This window comes from Streptomyces sp. NPDC032721, assembly GCF_055579625.1.
Map to the genome: position 1 here is coordinate 204,445 of NZ_JBVIMX010000003.1, position 18,297 is coordinate 222,741.

The window sequence follows — 18,297 nt, forward strand, 5'->3', positions numbered from 1 at the left end:
ACACGCCGCCGTACGCCGTACGCACCGCGCCTTTGGCCCTTCGGTTCCCCTGAGCCCGCATCCCCGCGGGAGCCCGGGTCTCCACCGACGACCGGGTCCGGACCGGTGCCCCGGCCCGCGCCGCCGGAAAAGAGGCCGACGGCTACTGCCCCGCCGACCGCCACCTGTCCCGCCGTCCCGCCCCGCGGCCGACGTCGCCCTCCTCCCGCTCGTACGTCGCGATGTCGACTGGCCTGCCCTGCGGAAGGTCGGCAAAGGGTGCGGCTCCCCGCTCGCGTCGCTTGCTCCGGTTCAGGGCGAGCACCTGGTGGCGCTGGAGCATGTCGGTCGGATCGCCTGGCGGTCAGCCGCACGGGACGAGCCCGGCTTCCCGATGCCAAAAGTCCCCCGGGTGCACGACACCGGGGGACTTCTGATGGAGGCAGTGCTCGGGGGCACCGTCCCTTTCAACGACCTTCCCGTCGGCCGGGTCACGGCCCACGTGCCCCCAACCAACAGTCAGCGGCCCTCTGTGAGGAGGCAGAGGAAGGCCAAATCTTCAAAGTCGGCCATGAAGCCAAGTCAGTTGGTGGGGGGCTCGGTGCCTGCTGCACCCAGCAGCAACAACCGCTCTGGCCTCAGGGCGAGCCAGAGATTTAGCCTCGGGGCGCACGTCCTACGGCACCAGAGGGTTCGGCGGAAACAACCCGCCTGGACGACGTGTACCGGCCGGGCCCCGGGAGCATTGCAACGTCTGGGAGGCTGCACAGGTACGCCCTTCCCCACACGCCCCGTACTTCCGCGGACAAGCCGCACCACGATTTCGCGCAGCCCATCCCTTGAACTCAGTCATCTGGCGTTCGGTGCGAGACGGTTCGCGATTCGAATGGCAGGTGTGTCCGCGGTGGGGTGTCGTCACGCCCAGTCTTCCGGTTCCCAGGCGTAGAGCTGGTCGAGCAGCCCCGGGTCCCCGTCGAGTTGCAGGGAGTCCAGCGAAATGCGGTCGTACCGCCAGAGGACCAGGTCATTGGCCGTGCCGCGTATGGAGAGGCCTGCGGCTTCCGGGGCCTCGCCGGTGGCGGGCAGCCGGGTGGTCCGTGCACCGTCGCCGTCGACAGTGAGGCGCCAGGAGCGGCCCTCGGTGGCATGGAAGTCGAACGCGGTGGGCTTGTGCGGCCAGGCACTCCTGGTGAAGCTGGCGATGAACAGGCTGTCCTCGACGCCGTCGAGTGCCACTTCGACAGGAAGGGAGGCCGGCTCGCCCACGGTGAGCTGGGCGTCGTAGGTGTGCACGGCGACTTCGTGGACCTGGTGCCGGGCGACGCCGCCGGCGGTGTGCGGCGTCTGTGTGACACCCCAGCCGGTGAAGCAGCCCTGGTCCGGTCCGGCCTCCCGGAGGGCCGCCAGCATCAGCTCGGTCGAGGCGGCCAGCCAGGCCAGCACGTCCTCGCGCTCCTGAGGTGCGACGGCGTTGCCCTGGGCCGGGGTCCTGGACGTTGCGTCCGGTCCGGCGGCGACGGTGGCAGCCCAGCGGCGGCGGCCCTCGCCGATGTGCTGCACCAGGTCGTACAGCGTCCACTCGGGGCAGGTCGGCACGGGCAGGCCGAGGCTGGGCGCGGCGGCGATGGCAGCGCGGAAGGCGGTTGAACGGTCGTCGATCAGCCGCAGCAGATCGGGAAACTCCAGAGTCTCGTGCACGGCGATAGTCCTATCATCTTGATCCGTTTGCCCGACAGCGGTTTTCTCAGCCGCTACGGCGGGGAACTCCGGCGCAGGCAAGCCCAAGCTCAGGCTTCGGCTGTGCCACAGCAGAGCCCCGCGTAGCAGGCGACAGAGCCACGATCCAGATGAGGAGGGCCTGCTGCGGGCGGTGGTGACACGGGGAGCGGTGGACTGCGGGGTGGAGAGCGCCGACGACGGACGCTGTCGGGGGGCGCTGCTCGATCTCACCGTGCGGCCCCTTCCCGTGTGCGGGCCCGGGGGCTCGCGGAACGGACAGCATCCTCTGTTCTTTCGCGTACCGGCGGCGGCGTTTCCGTTACCGGCTGCGGGCGGGCCGCCCGCATGTCACCGGCACGCCAGGCCACTTCGGCAGCGGTCGGTTCGGCTGGAGTGTTCGTGGCTGGGGGAACGGTGCTGCACGGCTCGGTCGCACGGCGCGCCGGGAGGTGGTGGCTCCAGCCGTTGCGCCGCAGCATCTGGGCGATTCGGACAGCGTGAAACTCTTGTGGAACCGGAGTCCGATGAGGGTCTTGATCCGCGCCAGGGGCCAGGTCTGGTCCGGCCAGCCGTGCGCGACCGGTCCCTTGTCCAACTCCCGCTCCAACGAAGCGAACAACTCCTTGCTCACCTTCGGCCGAGATGGCTGCCCCTTCGAACGCAGTGCAGGCCGACCACCGGTCTCCCAGGCCCGACGCCACCGCTGGACCGACCTGACACCGACCCTCATTTCCTTCGCGACCACGGCGTTCGGCACCCCCTCGGCAAACAACCCTGCCGCCAACAGACGGATCCGTTCACGAAAAGCCTGACGCTCGGCAGTCACCCGCCACCCTGCGGATACCTCATTCGACCGACATACCGCGACGATCAGCCGACGTCACCCCCAACGACACCGCGCCTACAGGCTCAGTAACCGAGTTCTTGCGCAGGGGGCGGACTCCATCGACACGTGGTTCGTCGTGACCCAGGCGGTTTCAGCCCTATGCGTGTCGGTCGGTGGGGGGGGCACGTGATTGGTTTTTCGGATCGTGCGGGTCTTCTTCGAAAGCCTTGGCGGCTTTGCGCTCGCTCTCCGCCGGGCGGGGAGGAGGCGCTCGAGGGGGGCGGGCCGCGGCCCGGTGTCCGGCGTGGCGCACACCGTCATGGCACCGGAAATGGTCCCTCCCGGTGCGGACGCCGCCTCGGATGCTGATGCCAGTGTCCGGCCCGCTACAGGTATGGGCGTGGCGGGCGCGGCCGCGTCCGGCAGGGGCAGCGAGCGCACTTCCGCTGTGGGCTGCGGTGCAGTGGCGGGTGTGAAGAGATCCAGCAGTGCTTCGGGGGCCGGGCGCCGCGCGGGCTCCTTGGCCAGGCAGACTTCGACCACCGGCCGCAGGGACGCGGGCACCGCGGAGAGGTCCGCCTGCTCGTGCACCGCCCGGTACATCAGCCCCAGCGGGGTGCCCTCGCCGAACGCCTTGCCTCCCGCCGCCGTGACCAGCACCGCACCCAAAGCGAACACATCCGCAGCTGCGCCGACTTCGAGCCCCTGCGCCTGCTCGGGTGCCAGGAAGCCGGGGGTGCCCAAGGCGGCTCCGGTGGAGGTGAGCCGGGTCGATTCCAGGGCGCGGGCAATGCCGAAGTCGAGCTCCCGCGGCCCGTCCTGGGCCATGATGATGTTGCCCGGCTTCAGGTCGCGGTGCACGAGGCCGCAGGCGTGGACGGCCTGCAGTGCCTCGGCCGGCGCGGCACCGAGCAGCCGCGCAGTGCGGCCTCGTCCATCGGCCCTCGGTTGGCGAGCAGGTGGGACAGCGTCGGCTCCTCGATGTAGGCGCTCGTCGGCCAGGGCGCTGCCGCGTCGGGGTCGGCGTCGACCACCTGTGCCGTATGGAAGCCGCCGACCCTGCGCGCCGCGTCGACCTCGGCGGGGAACCTGGCCCGGAAGTGCGGATCAGTAGCCAGCTCCGGACGGGCCACCTTTACGGCGACGGTGCGTCCGCCCCGGGAGCGGGCCAGATACACCGTGCCCATGCCACCCGCCCCCAGCTCACGCTCCACCGTGTAACTGCCCACGAGCTCCGGCAGATTCACACGCCCGACCCCGTCCCGCCCATGTACCCCACGCTCCCCTTTGCCAAGACCACGCGGCGCCCAAGCTCCGGATAGGCCCGGCCTGCTCTGGCCCGTGGCTCACAACATCACAGGCAAGGCGGCGCGACGAAGGACGACCCGGGCTTCCGAACGCAACGGGAAACATAAGGCGGCCGGCAAGCAAATCACTCCTCCGAGAGCTCGGGGTAGTAGCCGCGCTCGTAGTACTGCAATGTGGCCGCGCGCTTCTCACCGGCCCCACGGCAAATCGGACACACCCGGTCCTGGTGGCACTCCGAACAGCTGCGGCGCCCCCGTTCGACGTCCGGCACCCAGGCACGCCCCCAGCAGGACGCACACCAGCCCAGACCCTCGCACTCGTAGCACAGCACGTACCCGGGAGAGAGGGTGTCAGCGGTCCGCACGGATTCGGGCTTGACGAGAGCCTCAGGCGTGTGAAGGGCCATCGACGGGGTTTCTGCCTGGTAGAGCACCACGTCGGAGATCTTGGAGATCCGCACCCGGATGACGACGCCGTCGCGTCTGCCAGTGACGAAGTGGGCCTCGGTGACCTCTTCCTCCACGCTCCAGCCCGCGGCGGCCAACAATTCGGCTGCTCGCCGCCCCATCTCCGCCGGAGCCACGGTTTCCGTCCGGGCACCACGGAAGGTCATCGTGTGGTGAAACCGGAGTGGCTCATGCCAGTCAGAAACCGAGGGCACCCCCAACTCCTGCGGAAACACCTTGGCCCCCGGCGTCAGCCGTGTCACCAACGCGCGGACCTGCGTGTGCATGAAGCGGCCCAGCCGCTCCAGTTCCTCGCGCGCACCCGGTATCTCTGCCATCAGCCCCCTGCAGAACGCTAACTCAAGCGCAGCAGCGTGCCCAGACCGAGCACCTGAACTTCCTTTCCTCTGGCGTCCAGTGGGATCAGCGCCGAGGCTGGGCCTACTCCGCCGTCCAGGAGGACCGGTCCACGTTCGTCGAGCGAGCACCCCGCGCCAGCTCCAGGCATTGGGGCTCCCACCGCCAGGATTTCCCTACTGGACTCCGGAGACTCTGGCCGGGAGGCAGGTACACTCCCGCTCCACAGCAGCGTGTCCACGCCCGGTGGCATACACGAGGTAGACCGCCACCAGCGCCTTCTCGACCTTGCCCGCCGTGCCGGTGTACGGCGCCCACGTGGTCGACGACGTACTCACGCTGATCGTCATGAACTGCGTCCGCGTCCCACTTCGCCCGCTCCAGAAGATGCTGCATTCCATCCGGTGTGGCCTCACCGGCCCACTCCGCGATCGTCCAGCAGCCCTCGGACGAACTTCCCCATCCGGCGGCGGGGTTCGGCACGCGCGGACCGTCCGGCTGTGCGCCGCATCAGCCCTGCGAAGTCATCGTCCCAACGGCCCGGGTCTACGCTGTGACCAGCGGCCACCGCCTGATCTTCAGTCTTCACACACCGATGATCGCCGGTGGCCGCAGGGCTGCCCCCATCTGGTGCTGTTAGCGGCGTACTTGGTGCTGACGGTCACCCCCTGGCGGCACCGGTTCTCGCCCCGGGGTATCTGCTGCTCAGCCCCGGGATCAGTGCCGCCGCCACCGCCAGGTGCATCAGAGCGAGGGAGGCCCGGGTGCCGCCGTCCATGCCGTCGCCGATGAGCGGCAGGAAGGACACGGCCAGTACGGCGCCGGCCACCCCGGTCCAGATGGTGCGGGCACGCCGTACCCCGAACCGCTCCAGGACGGCCAGGAGTCCCCAGCCGGAGAGCGACGCGTGCAGTGCGACAACCGCCACGGGCGCGGCGCCGATGTCGAGTGTCTGCTCACCGTCGGCGATCCGCAGCCGGTGCCTCAGCAGTGGGTCCGCGACCAGCCACACCAGGACTGGGGCCAGGACGGCCAGGGCCGTAACCCTCAGGCGCCTTCTCCGCGCGCTCACTTGGCGCCCCCCGAGAGCGCCCCGTGCAGGAAGACCTCCACGAGTTCCTGCGAGGTCAGGTCGGGCTCGTCCTCCGTACGCGGCTGGGTGAAGAGCAGCCCGATGAAGAGGGCCGCGATCTGCTCCGGCGGCCGACGCAGGGCGGCCTTGTCGGGCTCCAGCAGCTCCGTGAGGGCCGCGCGGATACGGGTCGTCGACTCTTCGCGGCCCGCGCCGCGCACCGTGCCAGGGTGCTTGCCACCGCCGTGCCCGAGCGAGCCGATGATCGCGCCAAGCCGGTCCATGTGCGCCTGGAGCGCCTCGGCCGCCTCCGCGAGCCGGTCGGGCAGCGGCTGGGACACGTCGATCGCGCCCAGCTCGCGGATCGCGTGCTCGGGGGAGAGCGCCTCCGCAATGCAGGCTTGCAACAGCTCGTCCTTGTCGGCGAAGACGCGGAAGATCGTGCCCTCTCCGATGCCCGCGGCGCGGGCGATCTTGGCGGTCGTCACGGCGGAGCCGTACTCGGTGATCAGCGGGATCGCGGTCTGCATGATCATTTGGCGGCGCTGCTCCGGTGACATGCCGGGGGCACGGCGGCGAGTGGTCTGGTTCTCCTTGGGTGCTGTCATGGCCACGAGTGTACGGAGTGAGTACTCACTCCGTCAATGAATGAGTGAGTACTCACTCCGCTTACTTACTGCGGCTGGAGTATTAGCCCTGATGGGCGTGCGGCACGACGGCCCGACGGCGCACCCCCGGAGTTCGCCCGTCCTGCGAGCGAGGGGTGCGCCTGCGGGCAGGGCCAGCCGCCGGATCATGCCCGGCGGTCACTCACCGGGTGGTGTAGCCCCCGTTGGCGAAGATGGTCTGGCCGGTGATCCACCAGCCGTCCGTGGCGAGGAAGAAGACCAGCGGGACGATGTCCTCGATCTTGGTGAGCTGGTTGCCGAGCGCCTGGGACTTGTGGAACTCCACGCGCTCGGGGGTCTCCTGGCCGTAGAAGAAGGGGGTGTCCATCGGGCCGGGGGCGATGTTGTTGACGGAGATGCCCCGGGCGGCGAACTCCTTGGCTGCGGCCCGCGTGTAGTGCTCGACCGGGGCCTTGCTTCCGGCGTACGTCGAGTAGCCGTCCGTGAACGCGGCCAGCAGCGCGGTGACGATCGTGATCAGCTTGCCGTTGTCGTTGAGGTGCTTGCCCGCCTCGCGCATGAAGAAGTAGGCGGCCTTGGAGTTCACCGCCGCCATCCGGTCGTACTCCTCCTCGGAGGTCTCCACGATCGGCTTGCGCAGCACCATGCCCGCGGTGTTCACCGCGACGTCGATACCACCGAACTCCTCCTTGGCCGACGTGAACAGCCGCTCCGCGACGTCCACCTGGGACAGGTCTCCCTGGACGGTGAGGGACTTGCCGCCGGCCGCCTCCACGGCCTTGGCGGTCTCCTCGGCGTCGGGCCTGGTCGCGTCCGAGTGGTAGTGGATCACCACGTTCGCACCCTGTTCCGCAGCGGTACGACTGATCAGGCCGCCCAGGTTCTTCGCTCCGGCACCGACAAGCACGGTCTTGCCGGACAAGGTGCTGCTGCTCATGTGGGTGCCTTTCTCACTGGGCGGAGCCCGGGAAACCGGTCCTGGACATTGGGAACCCTTCCCCCGCCCCCACAAGATCGCAACCGCACGACGCGGCGTGAACGTGAAAAGGGGCGGCGCCGACCGCCCTGGGCCCACAGTTCCTCTGCATACGCGGGCCCGATCCGGACGATCCGCCGGTGGTGCCCTTGCGGGGGACACCGGCAGGGCGAATCGGCTCGGTGGACCAGACCGTAAGGACACTTTGTCTCCATGTAGTCCACACAATTCGCACATGTCCGGAGGAACCCGAATGAAGCGCCTCCCCGGCTTCCCCCAGACGGTCCGCCGCCCGTGGCTCCCGCGCCAGGACGCGCCTGCTCGCGTGGTCCCTGCCGGCCGTACTGCTCGCTTCCTTGGCGCAGACGGTCATCGCGCATCCCGCAGCCGCGGCCACCCCGCCCACGGGCGACCGCTGGATGGGCCGCGACTCCCCTTCCGAGGGGGAGCCACCGCTCGCCTTCCGCGTCTCCAGCGGCGACCCGGGCTTCGGGCCCCACGACTGGACCGTGCCGCGCCTCGCCGTGATGCCGCTCGGCGACTCGATCACCCAGGGCGTCGGCAGCACCACCCGCTCCGGCTACCGGGCCGAGCTGTGGAACCTGCTCCGGAACCGCGCACCCGTGCTGGACTTCGTCGGGTCGCAGAAGCACGGGCAACTGCCCGACACCGACCACGAGGGCCACTCCGGCCGGCTGATCGACCAGATCGTCGCCGCGTCCCCGGACACCGCGATCTCCGTCGCCTCCCTCGTGCCGTCCGCCTCCCCGGCGGTCCAGACGAGGATCAACGCGTACAACGCCACCATCCCCGGCATCGTGGCGGCCCGGCAGTGCCAGGGCCACAAGGTGTCGTACGTCGGCATGTCGACAGCCCTGATCACGGCCGACCTCAACGACCGCCTGCACCCGAACGACGCGGGCTACCTGAAGATGGCCCGCGTGTTCGCCGACGGCATCTCCCGGATCGCGCGGTCGGGCCAGATCGTGCCGGGGGTCGCCGTCAGGCCCGCCACGCCGCGAACCTCCCACAGTGCCATCGCATCCGGCCCCGGCATCCGGACGGCCGATGAGCGCGTGCCGTCACTTCTTGCCGATGCGCACCACGTCCCCCGCCCCGCCGCCCGCGAGGACCTCGATGCTGACCCCGGTGGCGGGGTCCGTGAAGCTCTGGCCCGGTGTGTGGGCGGCCATGTCCAGCGGGGTGCAGCCGGCGGGCGGGGTGGCGGTGGGGTTCGCGTTCACGACCCTGACCGGGCCCTCACCGGTCGGGGTCGAGGAGTTGACCCGGTAGACCAGGACTCCGGTGGAGCAGGCGGAGGAGTCGCTGCCCTCGGCCCTGCGGGACTCCGCCACGTACGCCGTCGTCGGGCCGGTGCGCACGACGGCGATCTTGGTGCCGCCGGGGCGTTCCACCGGAGTGAGGCGGACCGTGCGCCGTCCGGGCGCGGACAGGCAGGTGACCTGGTCGTCGCGGATCCAGCCGAGCTTCCAGGAGTGCCAGCCGAGGTACTGCGGGGCGGCGCCCGCGATGTTGCCCATGACGTCCCAGCCGCCCACGTACTGGTGGGTGGCTCCGGTGAAGGAGTACAGGTCCGGCAGGCCGAAGGTGTGGGCGGTCTCGTGGGCGACGACCTTGTGGCCCCAGCGCCACATGTCCTGGCCGAAGGTGACGGCCCACTTCAGCCGGGTGCCGTCGGCGGTGATGCCGGGGGTGGCCGGGTCGTAGAGGTACGTCGGCGAGAACGGGATCGCGGTCGCCGCCCTGGCGGGGACGACCCGGACCATGTCGTACCGGGAGAAGTCCGTGTACGGGTCGGCGGCGCGGACCGCGTCGCGCAGGTACTTCTCGTGGGTCTCGAAGGTGAGGCCGCGCTCGAAGCCGTACGAGGTGGAGTCGGCGGGCATCCGTGTCCAGCGGTCCGGCGAATCGGTGTCGAGCCGGAGTCGGCCGTAACTGGCCCTGGCCAACCATTCGGCGGAAGGAGCGAGTTGGGCCGCGTACGCGTCCGTGGAGCCGGTGGCCGGCGCGTCCGGGAAGTCGACGAAGAGGGTCAGGACACGGCGGGTTCCGGTGGACGGCTGGAACTGGTTCCGGTCCGTGTCGTGCCCCTCGTCGGTCCAGCCGGTCGCCCCCTTGATCGCGCAGGTGGAGGCGGCGGAGGAGGGGGCTGCGGAGGAGGAGGCGCCGGAGGAGGCGGCGCCGGAGGACGGGGCGGCGGAAGCGGGCGCGCCGAGCGTGAGATACGGGACAAGAACGAGCGCCGGCACGAGGTGGCACAGCCGGATCGGCAGAACAGGCATGTCTCTCCTGGGAGCGAGAAGGGCACGCCCCACAGGGGCGCGGGACTGTACGGAATATGCGGCTCCGCCGCGCGGGCACGACCAGCCACGCTGCCGCCGCAGATGAACGACAACACCTCGGAGGGCACTTCGGAGGCCACACCGCGAACCCGAGCGGAGCGCTCAGCTCCGGCCCGCCGCCATGTCCATCAGGCGTGCGAGCACCCTCCCGCCCGACGCGGAGACGCCGTCGTGTTCCCATTCGTTGGTGACCCACGTGCGGGTGGCGCCCACCTCGCGGGCCGTGCGCAGGGAGAGTCCGGCGTCCACGTACATGTCGTCGTGGTAGACGATCGCGGCCAGCGGCACCCGGTTGGCGGCGAGGCGGTCCGGGTCGTACAGGGCCGGCCAGTCGGTGCGGGCGGCCAGCAGGTCGGCGGCGTCCGCGAAGGGGCGCAGGCCCGCGATCTCCCGGACCATCCAGGGGTACATCATCTCCCCGGTGAGCAGCAGCGGGTCCGCGTCCTCGGCGAACTCCGGGAAGCCGGCCAGCGCACGGTCGGCCGCCCAGCCGGTCGCGCTCGCGGCACCCTGTGCGAACAGCGACTCCTGCAGGACGACGAACAGCGGGTTGTCGGTGAAGCCGGTGAGGCCCCGCACCTGGTGGAGGAAGGTGTCGGTCAACTCGCCCGCCGCGTCCAGCGCTTCGTCGAGCAGCCAGTGGATCCGCTCGAAGCCGTCGCCCATGCCGAGGGCGAGACCGAGGGTGCGCAGCCGGCGGACGGTGAGCCGGTCCCCGTCGGGCAGCCGGACGTCCCTCGACGCGAGCAGGTCCGCGATCCTGCGCAGGAGCGGCGCGTCGTCCGGGTAGCGGGCGTAGAAGTCGAGGACGCGGTCGCGGACGCGCGGGTAGGTGCGGGCGTACACGTCGTCGGCGGTGGCCGCGAGGCCGGGCAGGCCGCCCGTCACGTAACAGGCCCGCAGCCCTTCGGGTGCCCGGGAGAGATAGGTGAGGGTGATGAACCCGCCATAGCTCTGGCCGAGCGTCTCCCAGGGCTCGTCGCCGCAGAGCCGGCGGCGGACCAGCTCGGCGTCCGCGACGATCGCGTCGGCGCGGAAGTGGCCGAGGTACGAGGCGAGTTGCTCGGGGGAGGCGAAGCGGGACGCCGCCCGAGCGGTGACGGGGGTGGAGCGGCCGGTGCCGCGCTGGTCGAGCAGGAGCACCCGGTGGGTCTTGAGCGCGTGGGCGAGCCAGCCGGGCGAACCGGCCGACGGGCGGGGCGACTTGCCGCCGGGTCCGCCCTGCAGATAGAGGAGCCAGGGGAGTTGCTCGTGCGCCCGTGCGGGGTCGACCACCTCACGGGCGAAGACCTGGAGGGTCGGGCCGTGCGGGACGGCGTGGTCCAGGGGGACGGTGAAGACGTGGTCGACGGTCGCGTGGGCGGGGTTCATGGATCATCTCTTTCGTGGTCGCTTTCTGGCGGGTCCCTTCGGGTCCTCGCCCCTGGCCCAGAGGGAACGGACATGGCCCAGGTGCTCGGCCATGCACTCCTCGGCACCCCGCGCGTCACCCGCCAGCATCAGATCGAGGAGCTCCAGGTGCTCCTCGGCCGAGGGGATCAGCTCGCCGCGCTCGTCCAGCGCGGTCAGCCCGTACAGGCGCGACCGCTTGCGCAGGTCACCGACCGTCTCCACCAGGCGCTCGTTGCCGGAGAGTGCGAGCAGGGAGAGGTGGAAGAGGCGGTCGGCCTCCAGATAGCCGATGAGGTCGTGGTCGCGGGCCGCGCGAACGATCTCGTCGGCGACCGGCCGCAGCGCCTCCAGGTCCTCGCGGGCGGCGGACCTGGTGATGCGTCCGACGAGGGGAATCTCGATCAGGGCGCGGATCTCGGTGTACTGGTCCAGGTCGCGCTCGTTGACCTCGGTGACCCGGAAGCCCTTGTTGCGGACGGGCTCGACCAGGCCCTCCCGGGCCAGGTCGAGCATCGCCTCGCGCACCGGGGTCGCCGAGATCCCGAAGTCCTCGGCGAGGGCCGGTGCCGAGTACACCTCGCCCGGCTGCAGCTCGCCGGAGACCAGGGCCGCCCGCAGTGCGTGGGCGACCTGGTCGCGCAGCCGTTCCCTGGTGGCGTTGAGGTCGCGCTGTTTCAGATGCCCCATGTCGTTGGTGATCCCTTCGTACCGGAATGGATCACCAGCGTACAATTTCACATTGCTTTCGCAGGTGAGAGGGTGTAGGTGCGGCTGGAGGTGTAGAACTCCAGGGCCGCGTGGCCCTGTTCGCGGGGCCCGTAGCTGGAGGACTTGGTGCCGCCGAAGGGCAGGTGGAAGTCGACGCCGCTGGACGGCGCGTTGATCCTGATCATTCCGGTGTCGATCCGGTCAAGACCGCCCAGGGCCGTGTCCAGGTCGGTGGTGTGCACCGAGGTGACCAGGCCGTACGGCACCGAGTTGGTGATCCTGACCGCGTGGGCCAGATCGTCGGCCGGCAGCAGGGCCGCCACCGGTCCGAAGACCTCCTCGCGCAGCAGCCGGTGCCCCGGGGACACCCCGTCGACCAGGGTCGGGGCCGCGTACCAGCCGGGGCCGTGGGGCACGGAACCGCCGGCGAGTGTGCGCAGGCCGTGCCAGGCGCCGCTGACCTGTTCGCGGGCGTACTCGCTGATGAGCGGCCCGCACACGGTGGTGGGGTCGGCCGGGTCGCCCACCGGGACGGCCCGCAGCGCCTCGGCGAGGGCCTCCCGCAGCGGGTCGAGCGCGGCGCCGACCGCGATGACGCGGCTGGTGGCGGTGCACTTCTGGCCGGCGTACCCGGCGATCGCGGCGGCGATGTGGGAGGCGGCCTGCTCGATGTCGGCGTCCGGCAGGACGAGGGCCGCGTTCAGTCCGCCCATCTCGCACTGGACCGGGACGCCCCGGCCGGTGGCGACACGGACGACGGCCTGACCGACGGCCGTCGAGCCGGTGAAGGAGACGGCGTCGGCGGCGGTGACCAGGGCGTTGCCTTCAGTGGCGCCACCGGGCAGGAGGGTGAACACCCCCGCGGGCAGGGCCTGTTGGATGATTTCGGTCAGGCGCTGGGCACAGGCCGTGGCCTCGGGGGCGGGCTTGAGGACGACCGCGTTGCCAGCGGCGAGCGCCGGGGCGGCCTTCCACGTCGGGATGGCGAAGGGGAAGTTCCAGGGCGTGATGAGCCCGGCGACCCCGTGCGGGCGGCGGCGGGTCAGCAGCAGCCCCGGGCCCGCCGCCGGTTCGTGGACGGCGCCGGTGGGCTCGTAGGGGGCCTGGGCGTAGTACCGCCAGATCGCGGCGGTACGCGCCACCTCGCCCCGGGCCTCGGTGAGCGGCTTGCCCACTTCGCGTACGGCGAGAGCGGCCAGCTCCTCCGCGGCGGCCTCGACGGCCGCGGCGACCGCGCCGAGCGCCGCCGACCGGGCCGCGGCCCCGCCGGCCAGCCAGCCGGGCTGGGCCACGCGGGCCCGCTCCACGGTGTCCACCGCGGCGAACGCCCCGGGGGCCGGGAGATGGACCAGTACGTCGTCGGGGTCTGCCGGGTTGCGGGAGGTGAAGGTGGTTACGGCGGTGGTCACAGGAGGAAGCCTCCGGGGAAGGGGTCGTCCGGGTCGAGGAAGTACTGGGCGGTACCGGTGATCCAGGCACGCCCCGTGATGGTCGGTACGACGGCGGGAAGCCCGCCGACCTCCGTCTCGGCGACGAGCCGGCCGGTGAACTCCGTACCGATGAAGGACTCGTTGACGAAGTCGCGGTCCAGTGGCAGTTCGCCGCGGGCGTGCAGCTGGGCCATCCGGGCCGAGGTGCCCGTACCGCAGGGCGAACGGTCGAACCAGCCGGGGTGGATGGCCATCGCGTGCCGCGAGCGGTGGGCGTCGGAGCCGGGAGCGGCGAGGTAGACGTGCTTCACCCCGGCGATCTCCGGCTGCTCCGGGTGGACCGGGCGGTCGGGCGAGGCGTTGATCGCGTCCATGATGGCCAGGCCGGCGTCCCGCAGGTCGTCCTTGCGGGCCCGGTCGAAGGGCAGGCCGAGCGCGTCGAGTTCGACGAAGGCGTAGAAGTTGCCGCCGAAGGCGAGGTCGTAGGTGACCGTTCCGTACCCGGGGACCTCCGCCTTGCGGTCCAGGCCGACGCAGAAGGCGGGCACATTGGTGAACGTGACCGACTTCGCGGCACCGTCCTTCACCTGTACGTCGACGCTGACCAGCCCGGCCGGGGTGTCGAGCCGCACGGTGGTGACGGGCTCGGTCACGGGCACCATGCCCGTCTCGACGAGGACGGTGGCCACGCCGATCGTGCCGTGCCCGCACATCGGCAGCAGCCCGGACACCTCGATGTAGAGGACTCCGAAGTCGGCGTCGGGGCGGGTGGGCGGCTGGAGGATGGCCCCGCTCATGGCGGAGTGCCCCCGGGGCTCGTACATCAACAGCGTACGGAGATGGTCGAGTTGGTCGATGAAGTGCAGCCGACGCTCGGCCATGGTGGCGCCGGGGACCGTCCCGACGCCACCGGTGATCACGCGGGTGGGCATGCCTTCGGTGTGCGAGTCGACCGCATGGAAGACATGACGAGTACGCACGGAGATTCGTCCTTTCAGCTCTGTGTCAGCAGGGGCAGGGGGTCCGACCGGGTCAGCGGTGGCCTTCTGCCGCGGCCTTCTCGGTGGCCTCGCGCACCCCTGCCTCGATCGCCCCGGTGAGCGGGTGGCGCGGCGGGCGGGTGGGGCCGCCGCGGCGGCCGACGATGTCCATCGACAGCTTGATGGACTGTACGAACTCCGTCTTGGAGTCCCAGCGCAACAGGGAGTGGAGGGACTTGTAGAGCGGCAGGGCCTTCGAGAGGTCACCGGCGACGGCGGCGTGGTACAGCTCGGAGCAGGCGGCGGGGAAGGCATTGGGGTATCCGGCGATCCAGCCGACGGCCCCGGCCAGGGCGAGCTCCAGGAGCACGTCGTCGGCGCCGATCAACAGGTCGAGCTCCGGGGCGAGTTCGCCGATCTCGTACGCCCGGCGCACATCGCCGCTGAACTCCTTGACTGCGACGATGCTGCCCTCGGCGTGCAGAGCGGCGAGCAGGGCCGGGGTCAGGTCGACCTTGGTGTCGATGGGGTTGTTGTATGCCACCACCGGCACTCCGGCCTTCGCCACCTCGGCGTAGTGGGCGCGGACGGCCTGCTCGTCGGCGCGGAAGGCGTTCGGCGGCAGCAGCAGGACCGAACCGCAGCCGGCCTCGCCCGCCTGATCGGTCCAGCGGCGGGCCTCGGCGCTGCCGTACGCGGCGACGCCGGGCATCACGCGCGCCCCGTCGCCCGCCGCCTCGACGGCGGTGCGGACCACTTGGGCGCGCTCCTCGTCGGTGAGGGTCTGGTACTCGCCGAGGGAGCCGTTCGGGACGACGCCGTCACAGCCGTTGTCGAGGAGCCATCGGACGTGCTCGGCGTACGCGTCGTGGTCGACGGAGAGGTCGTCGCGGAACGGCAGCGTGGTGGCGACCATGATGCCGCGCCAGGGGCGGGTGGGGTTCCAGGTGGCAGTCATGCGAGGGGCCCTTCTGTGGTGTGTGACATGTTACTCAGTGGAGTGCGGCACCCCCGAAGGGGTGTGCGCGGGGGATCAGCTGGGGATCAGCTGGTGGTTCTGGGTGATGTGGCGGGGGAGCCGCCCGGCTCCGGGAGTGCGCCGAGTGCGGCGAGCGTGACCGGCACGGCGATCGGGCGGCGTTCGGCGAGGGGTTCCACCGCGCCGCGGTTCACCGCGCCGCCGTTCGTCGCACCCCGGTCCGCCGCACCGCCGTCGGCCGAGCCGCCGTCCGCGGTGCTTCCGTCCGCGGCGTCTGCGCCCGCCGCGAGGCAGGCCACGGCCGTTCCGCAGGTCCGCCCCTGGCACCAGCCCATGCCGGCCCTGGTGAGGAGCTTGACGCTGCGCGCGTCGCGGGCCCCCAGTTCGGTGACCGCCTCATGGATGCATCCCGCGGTCACCTCCTCGCAGCGGCACACCTCGGTGTCGTCGGCCAGCCAGCGTGGCCAGCCGGATCCGGGTGCGTGGGCGGCGGTCATGACATCGGCGAACCTGCGCATACGGCCCCGGCTGCGAAGGAGTTTGCCGGCCCGGCCGCTGTGCGTGGGCCGCAGCCCCAGCCGCGCGGCGATCGCAAGAGCGGCCAACTCGCCCTCGGTGCAGGCAAGTTGGACTCCGCCGATGCCACCGGTCTCGCCCGCGGCCCACAGGTTCCGTACCGAGGTCTCCTGGCGGTCGTCCAGGACCAGGGCGGAAGTGCGGTCGGACAGCGGGCGGGTGGCGCAGCCGAGCGTGGTGGCCAGCTCGATCTGCGGGACGAGCCCGTGCCCCACGGCCAGCGCGTCGCACGCGATCCGGCGGCCCGACCTCCGTACGGGCCGCCAGTCGGCGTCGAGCCGGCTGACGGTGACGGCCTCCACCCGGTCGGTGCCGTGCACCTCGGTGACCGCGCTGCGCAGCCGCAGCGGGACCCGGTGCCGCAGCAGCGCGCTGCCGTGCACGGCAGCTTCGACGAGCTTGTGCGGGTTGGCCGCGAGGGCGACGGGGTGGCGGGCGTAGCGCAGATAGCCGGCCGCCTCGACCACGGCGGGCACCCGCGCTCCGGCCGCGGCGAGCGAGGAGGCGACCGCGAGCAGCAGCGGACCGCTCCCGGCCACGACGACGCGTTTGCCGGGCAGTACGAGCCCCGACTTGAGCATGGCCTGGGCGCCGCCCGCGCCCACCACCCCGGGCAAGGTCCAGCCCGGGAAGGGGAGTTGGCGTTCGTACGCCCCCGTCGCGAGCAGGACAGTCCTGGCGCGCACCTGGACCGGCTGCTCCCCGTTGCCGTCGTCGCCGGTGACGGCGTGGACCGTCCACAGGCCGTCGGTCTCCTTGGTCACGGTCCAGACATGGTGTCCCGCGAGGTGGGTGACGTCGCTCGCCGCCAGCCGACGGTACAGCCCGGCGAAGGTGGACCAGTCGTGGTGCAGCGCTTCGGGGCGCACCGCCCCCATGGCCGGTGCGGGGTGCCGGTAGAACTGCCCGCCGCTCTGCGGTGCGGCGTCCAACAGAGCGACGCTCACGCCGAGTTCGGCCGCGGTGACGGCTCCCGCGAGACCGGCGGGGCCCGCTCCGATCACCGCGAGGCCGTACGGTTCAGCTGCCGGTGCGGTCATGGCCGTGTCCCTCCTGGGTGGTGATCGCGTCGCCGGGGCGTGCCGGTACCAGGCAGGCCCTGCGGTTGGGTTCGCCGTTGACGGTGGCCAGGCAGTCGTAGCACTGCCCGATGCCGCAGAACGCGCCGCGCGGGCGGCCGCCGTTGCGGGTGGTGCGCCAGGCGAGGATGCCCGCGTCCCAGAGCGCGGCGGCGATGCTCTGTCCCGGCAGGCCGGTGACGGGGCGGCCGTCGAAGGTGATCTCGAACTCGGCTCCGGGCTCGGCGCCCACGAGGCCGGCGGGGGTGCGCTCACGCGCCATCGTGCGGGTCCTTCCGGGGGGAGGGGTCGGGAGAAGTGTGCGGGGACGGGTCCGCGAACCGGTCCGGCCTGAACGGCTCCAGGGGCAGCGGGGGTTCCTCGCCCGTCAGCACCCGCGCGACGAGCAGCCCCGTCACCGGAGCCAGTCCGACCCCCGCACCCTCGTGACCGCAGGCGTGCAGCAGCCCGGGGGTCCTGGGGTCGGCGCCGATCGCCGGGAGGTGGTCGGGCAGATACGGGCGGAAGCCCGCGTACGTCCGCATCACCCGGACCCCGGCCAGGACCGGGAAGAGCGCGGTGGCCTGGGACGCCAGCCGGCGCAGCACCTCGGTCGAGAGCGTGCGGTCGAAGCCGACGCGCTCCCGGCTCGCGCCGATCAGGACCGGGCCCGCCGGGGTGCCCTCGACCACCCCCGAGGTCTGCAGCGCCGCCGAACCGCTGGCGACGTCGGCGACATAGTCCGCCGCGTACACCTTGTGCCGCACGAGGCGGGGCAGCGGTTCGGTGACCAGGACGAAGCCCCGGCGGGGCAGGACCGGGAGGTCCACGCCCGCGAACCCGGCGAGCTCGCCGCCCCAGGTGCCCGCGGCGTTCACCACGGCACCGGCGTGGATCTCGCCGGTGGCGGTGCGTACGCCCCGTACCCTCCCGCCCTCGTCCGTGAGCAGCCCGGTGACCTCCTCGCCCAACCTCGGACGCACCCGGTCGCCCGCGGCCCGCAACAGATGTGCGGCGGCCAGGGCGGGCATGACCTGGGCGTCCTGCCGGTAGTGGAAGCCACCCGCCAGGCCGGGAGCCAGGTGCGGCTCCAGTTCCTTCAGCCGGTCGGACGGAACCTCGTCGGCCCGTACGCCGGCCTTTTGCTGGCCGGCCGCGAAGACGCGCAGGGCGTCCATCCCGGCCTCGTCCGATGCGACGACGAGACCGCCCTTGGCCTCGTACTCGACCTGGGGGAGCAGCTCGGCGAGCTCCTCCCACAACCCGGCGGAGAGCAGCGCGAGTTCGAGCTCGGGGCCGGGCTCCTTGTCGGAGACCAGGAGGTTTCCCTCACCCGCACCCGTGGTGCCGCCCGCGACGGGGCCGCGGTCGACCACGGTGACGGAGAGGCCTGCGAGCGCGGCGTAGTAGGCGCAGGCGGCGCCGACCACTCCCGCCCCGACGACGATGACATCCGAAGTTTTTCTCGTGGGCACCTCAGTAATATTTCACATGGCACA

Annotated in this window: 18 protein-coding genes and 2 pseudogenes; all 20 read right to left on the reverse strand. The window is 71.6% G+C overall.

Features of this window, described 5'->3' with window-relative positions; all coding sequences use genetic code 11:
* Window positions 1-142: 142 nt before the first annotated feature.
* The 20 genes and pseudogenes from ACZ5PB_RS09045 to ACZ5PB_RS09140 all read right to left on the reverse strand — a co-directional run bounded on the left by ACZ5PB_RS09045 (window position 143) and on the right by ACZ5PB_RS09140 (window position 18,273).
* Window positions 143-322 carry a hypothetical protein gene (locus ACZ5PB_RS09045; protein ID WP_468689189.1) on the reverse strand — a complete coding sequence of 60 codons (180 nt, stop codon included), beginning with the start codon at window positions 320-322 and terminating at the stop codon, window positions 143-145.
* 572 nt (window positions 323-894) lie between these two features.
* Window positions 895-1,677 carry a maleylpyruvate isomerase family mycothiol-dependent enzyme gene (locus tag ACZ5PB_RS09050; protein WP_468689190.1) on the reverse strand — a complete coding sequence of 261 codons (783 nt, stop codon included), beginning with the start codon at window positions 1,675-1,677 and terminating at the stop codon, window positions 895-897.
* Window positions 1,678-2,123: 446 nt separating this feature from the next.
* Window positions 2,124-2,547, reverse strand: a pseudogene (locus ACZ5PB_RS09055) (helix-turn-helix domain-containing protein); the annotation flags it as partial.
* Between the two features lie 52 nt (window positions 2,548-2,599).
* Window positions 2,600-3,385 (reverse strand): protein kinase domain-containing protein, encoded by a 786-nt coding sequence (locus ACZ5PB_RS09060; RefSeq protein ID WP_468689191.1) that lies wholly within the window; start codon window positions 3,383-3,385, stop codon window positions 2,600-2,602.
* Window positions 3,370-3,771: a protein kinase family protein gene (locus tag ACZ5PB_RS09065; protein ID WP_468689192.1), complete on the reverse strand. Its 402-nt coding sequence runs from the start codon at window positions 3,769-3,771 to the stop codon at window positions 3,370-3,372. The genes ACZ5PB_RS09060 and ACZ5PB_RS09065 overlap by 16 nt, the downstream gene beginning before the upstream one ends.
* A 185-nt stretch (window positions 3,772-3,956) precedes the next feature.
* Entirely contained in the window at window positions 3,957-4,616 is a 660-nt protein-coding gene (locus tag ACZ5PB_RS09070; protein ID WP_468689193.1) for a hypothetical protein, read from the reverse strand.
* A 234-nt stretch (window positions 4,617-4,850) separates the two neighbouring features.
* Window positions 4,851-5,146, reverse strand: a pseudogene (locus ACZ5PB_RS09075) (IS701 family transposase); the annotation flags it as partial.
* Between the two features lie 150 nt (window positions 5,147-5,296).
* The gene (locus ACZ5PB_RS09080; protein WP_468689195.1) at window positions 5,297-5,707 is read right to left on the reverse strand and encodes a DUF6069 family protein; all 411 of its coding nucleotides are present in this window, start codon (window positions 5,705-5,707) and stop codon (window positions 5,297-5,299) included.
* A complete protein-coding gene (locus ACZ5PB_RS09085) occupies window positions 5,704-6,315 on the reverse strand; it encodes a TetR/AcrR family transcriptional regulator (RefSeq protein WP_468689197.1) in 612 nt (203 codons plus the stop codon). The genes ACZ5PB_RS09080 and ACZ5PB_RS09085 overlap by 4 nt, the downstream gene beginning before the upstream one ends.
* Window positions 6,316-6,517: 202 nt before the next feature.
* Window positions 6,518-7,273 carry an SDR family oxidoreductase gene (locus tag ACZ5PB_RS09090; RefSeq protein WP_468689200.1) on the reverse strand — a complete coding sequence of 252 codons (756 nt, stop codon included), beginning with the start codon at window positions 7,271-7,273 and terminating at the stop codon, window positions 6,518-6,520.
* A 619-nt stretch (window positions 7,274-7,892) separates the two neighbouring features.
* Entirely contained in the window at window positions 7,893-8,195 is a 303-nt protein-coding gene (locus ACZ5PB_RS09095) for a hypothetical protein (RefSeq protein ID WP_468689202.1), read from the reverse strand.
* Between the two features lie 199 nt (window positions 8,196-8,394).
* Window positions 8,395-9,615 carry a M6 family metalloprotease domain-containing protein gene (locus ACZ5PB_RS09100; protein WP_468689204.1) on the reverse strand — a complete coding sequence of 407 codons (1,221 nt, stop codon included), beginning with the start codon at window positions 9,613-9,615 and terminating at the stop codon, window positions 8,395-8,397.
* Between the two features lie 162 nt (window positions 9,616-9,777).
* Entirely contained in the window at window positions 9,778-11,046 is a 1,269-nt protein-coding gene (locus tag ACZ5PB_RS09105) for an alpha/beta fold hydrolase (RefSeq protein WP_468689206.1), read from the reverse strand.
* A 3-nt stretch (window positions 11,047-11,049) separates the two neighbouring features.
* The gene (locus ACZ5PB_RS09110; RefSeq protein ID WP_468689208.1) at window positions 11,050-11,754 is read right to left on the reverse strand and encodes a GntR family transcriptional regulator; all 705 of its coding nucleotides are present in this window, start codon (window positions 11,752-11,754) and stop codon (window positions 11,050-11,052) included.
* 47 nt (window positions 11,755-11,801) lie between these two features.
* Complete coding sequence (locus ACZ5PB_RS09115; RefSeq protein WP_468689209.1) at window positions 11,802-13,184, reverse strand: aldehyde dehydrogenase family protein; 1,383 nt, start codon at window positions 13,182-13,184, stop codon at window positions 11,802-11,804.
* Complete coding sequence (locus tag ACZ5PB_RS09120) at window positions 13,181-14,185, reverse strand: proline racemase family protein (protein WP_468689210.1); 1,005 nt, start codon at window positions 14,183-14,185, stop codon at window positions 13,181-13,183. The genes ACZ5PB_RS09115 and ACZ5PB_RS09120 overlap by 4 nt, the downstream gene beginning before the upstream one ends.
* 52 nt (window positions 14,186-14,237) lie before the next feature.
* Window positions 14,238-15,143 (reverse strand): dihydrodipicolinate synthase family protein, encoded by a 906-nt coding sequence (locus ACZ5PB_RS09125; protein WP_468689212.1) that lies wholly within the window; start codon window positions 15,141-15,143, stop codon window positions 14,238-14,240.
* An 86-nt stretch (window positions 15,144-15,229) separates the two neighbouring features.
* Window positions 15,230-16,780 carry an FAD-dependent oxidoreductase gene (locus ACZ5PB_RS09130; protein ID WP_468689214.1) on the reverse strand — a complete coding sequence of 517 codons (1,551 nt, stop codon included), beginning with the start codon at window positions 16,778-16,780 and terminating at the stop codon, window positions 15,230-15,232.
* Window positions 16,761-17,081, reverse strand: a complete 321-nt coding sequence (locus ACZ5PB_RS09135; RefSeq protein ID WP_468689216.1) for a (2Fe-2S)-binding protein — start codon at window positions 17,079-17,081, stop codon at window positions 16,761-16,763. Before ACZ5PB_RS09135 ends, ACZ5PB_RS09130 begins: the two co-directional genes overlap by 20 nt.
* Window positions 17,071-18,273 (reverse strand): NAD(P)/FAD-dependent oxidoreductase, encoded by a 1,203-nt coding sequence (locus ACZ5PB_RS09140; RefSeq protein WP_468689219.1) that lies wholly within the window; start codon window positions 18,271-18,273, stop codon window positions 17,071-17,073. The genes ACZ5PB_RS09135 and ACZ5PB_RS09140 overlap by 11 nt, the downstream gene beginning before the upstream one ends.
* Window positions 18,274-18,297 lie beyond the last annotated feature (24 nt).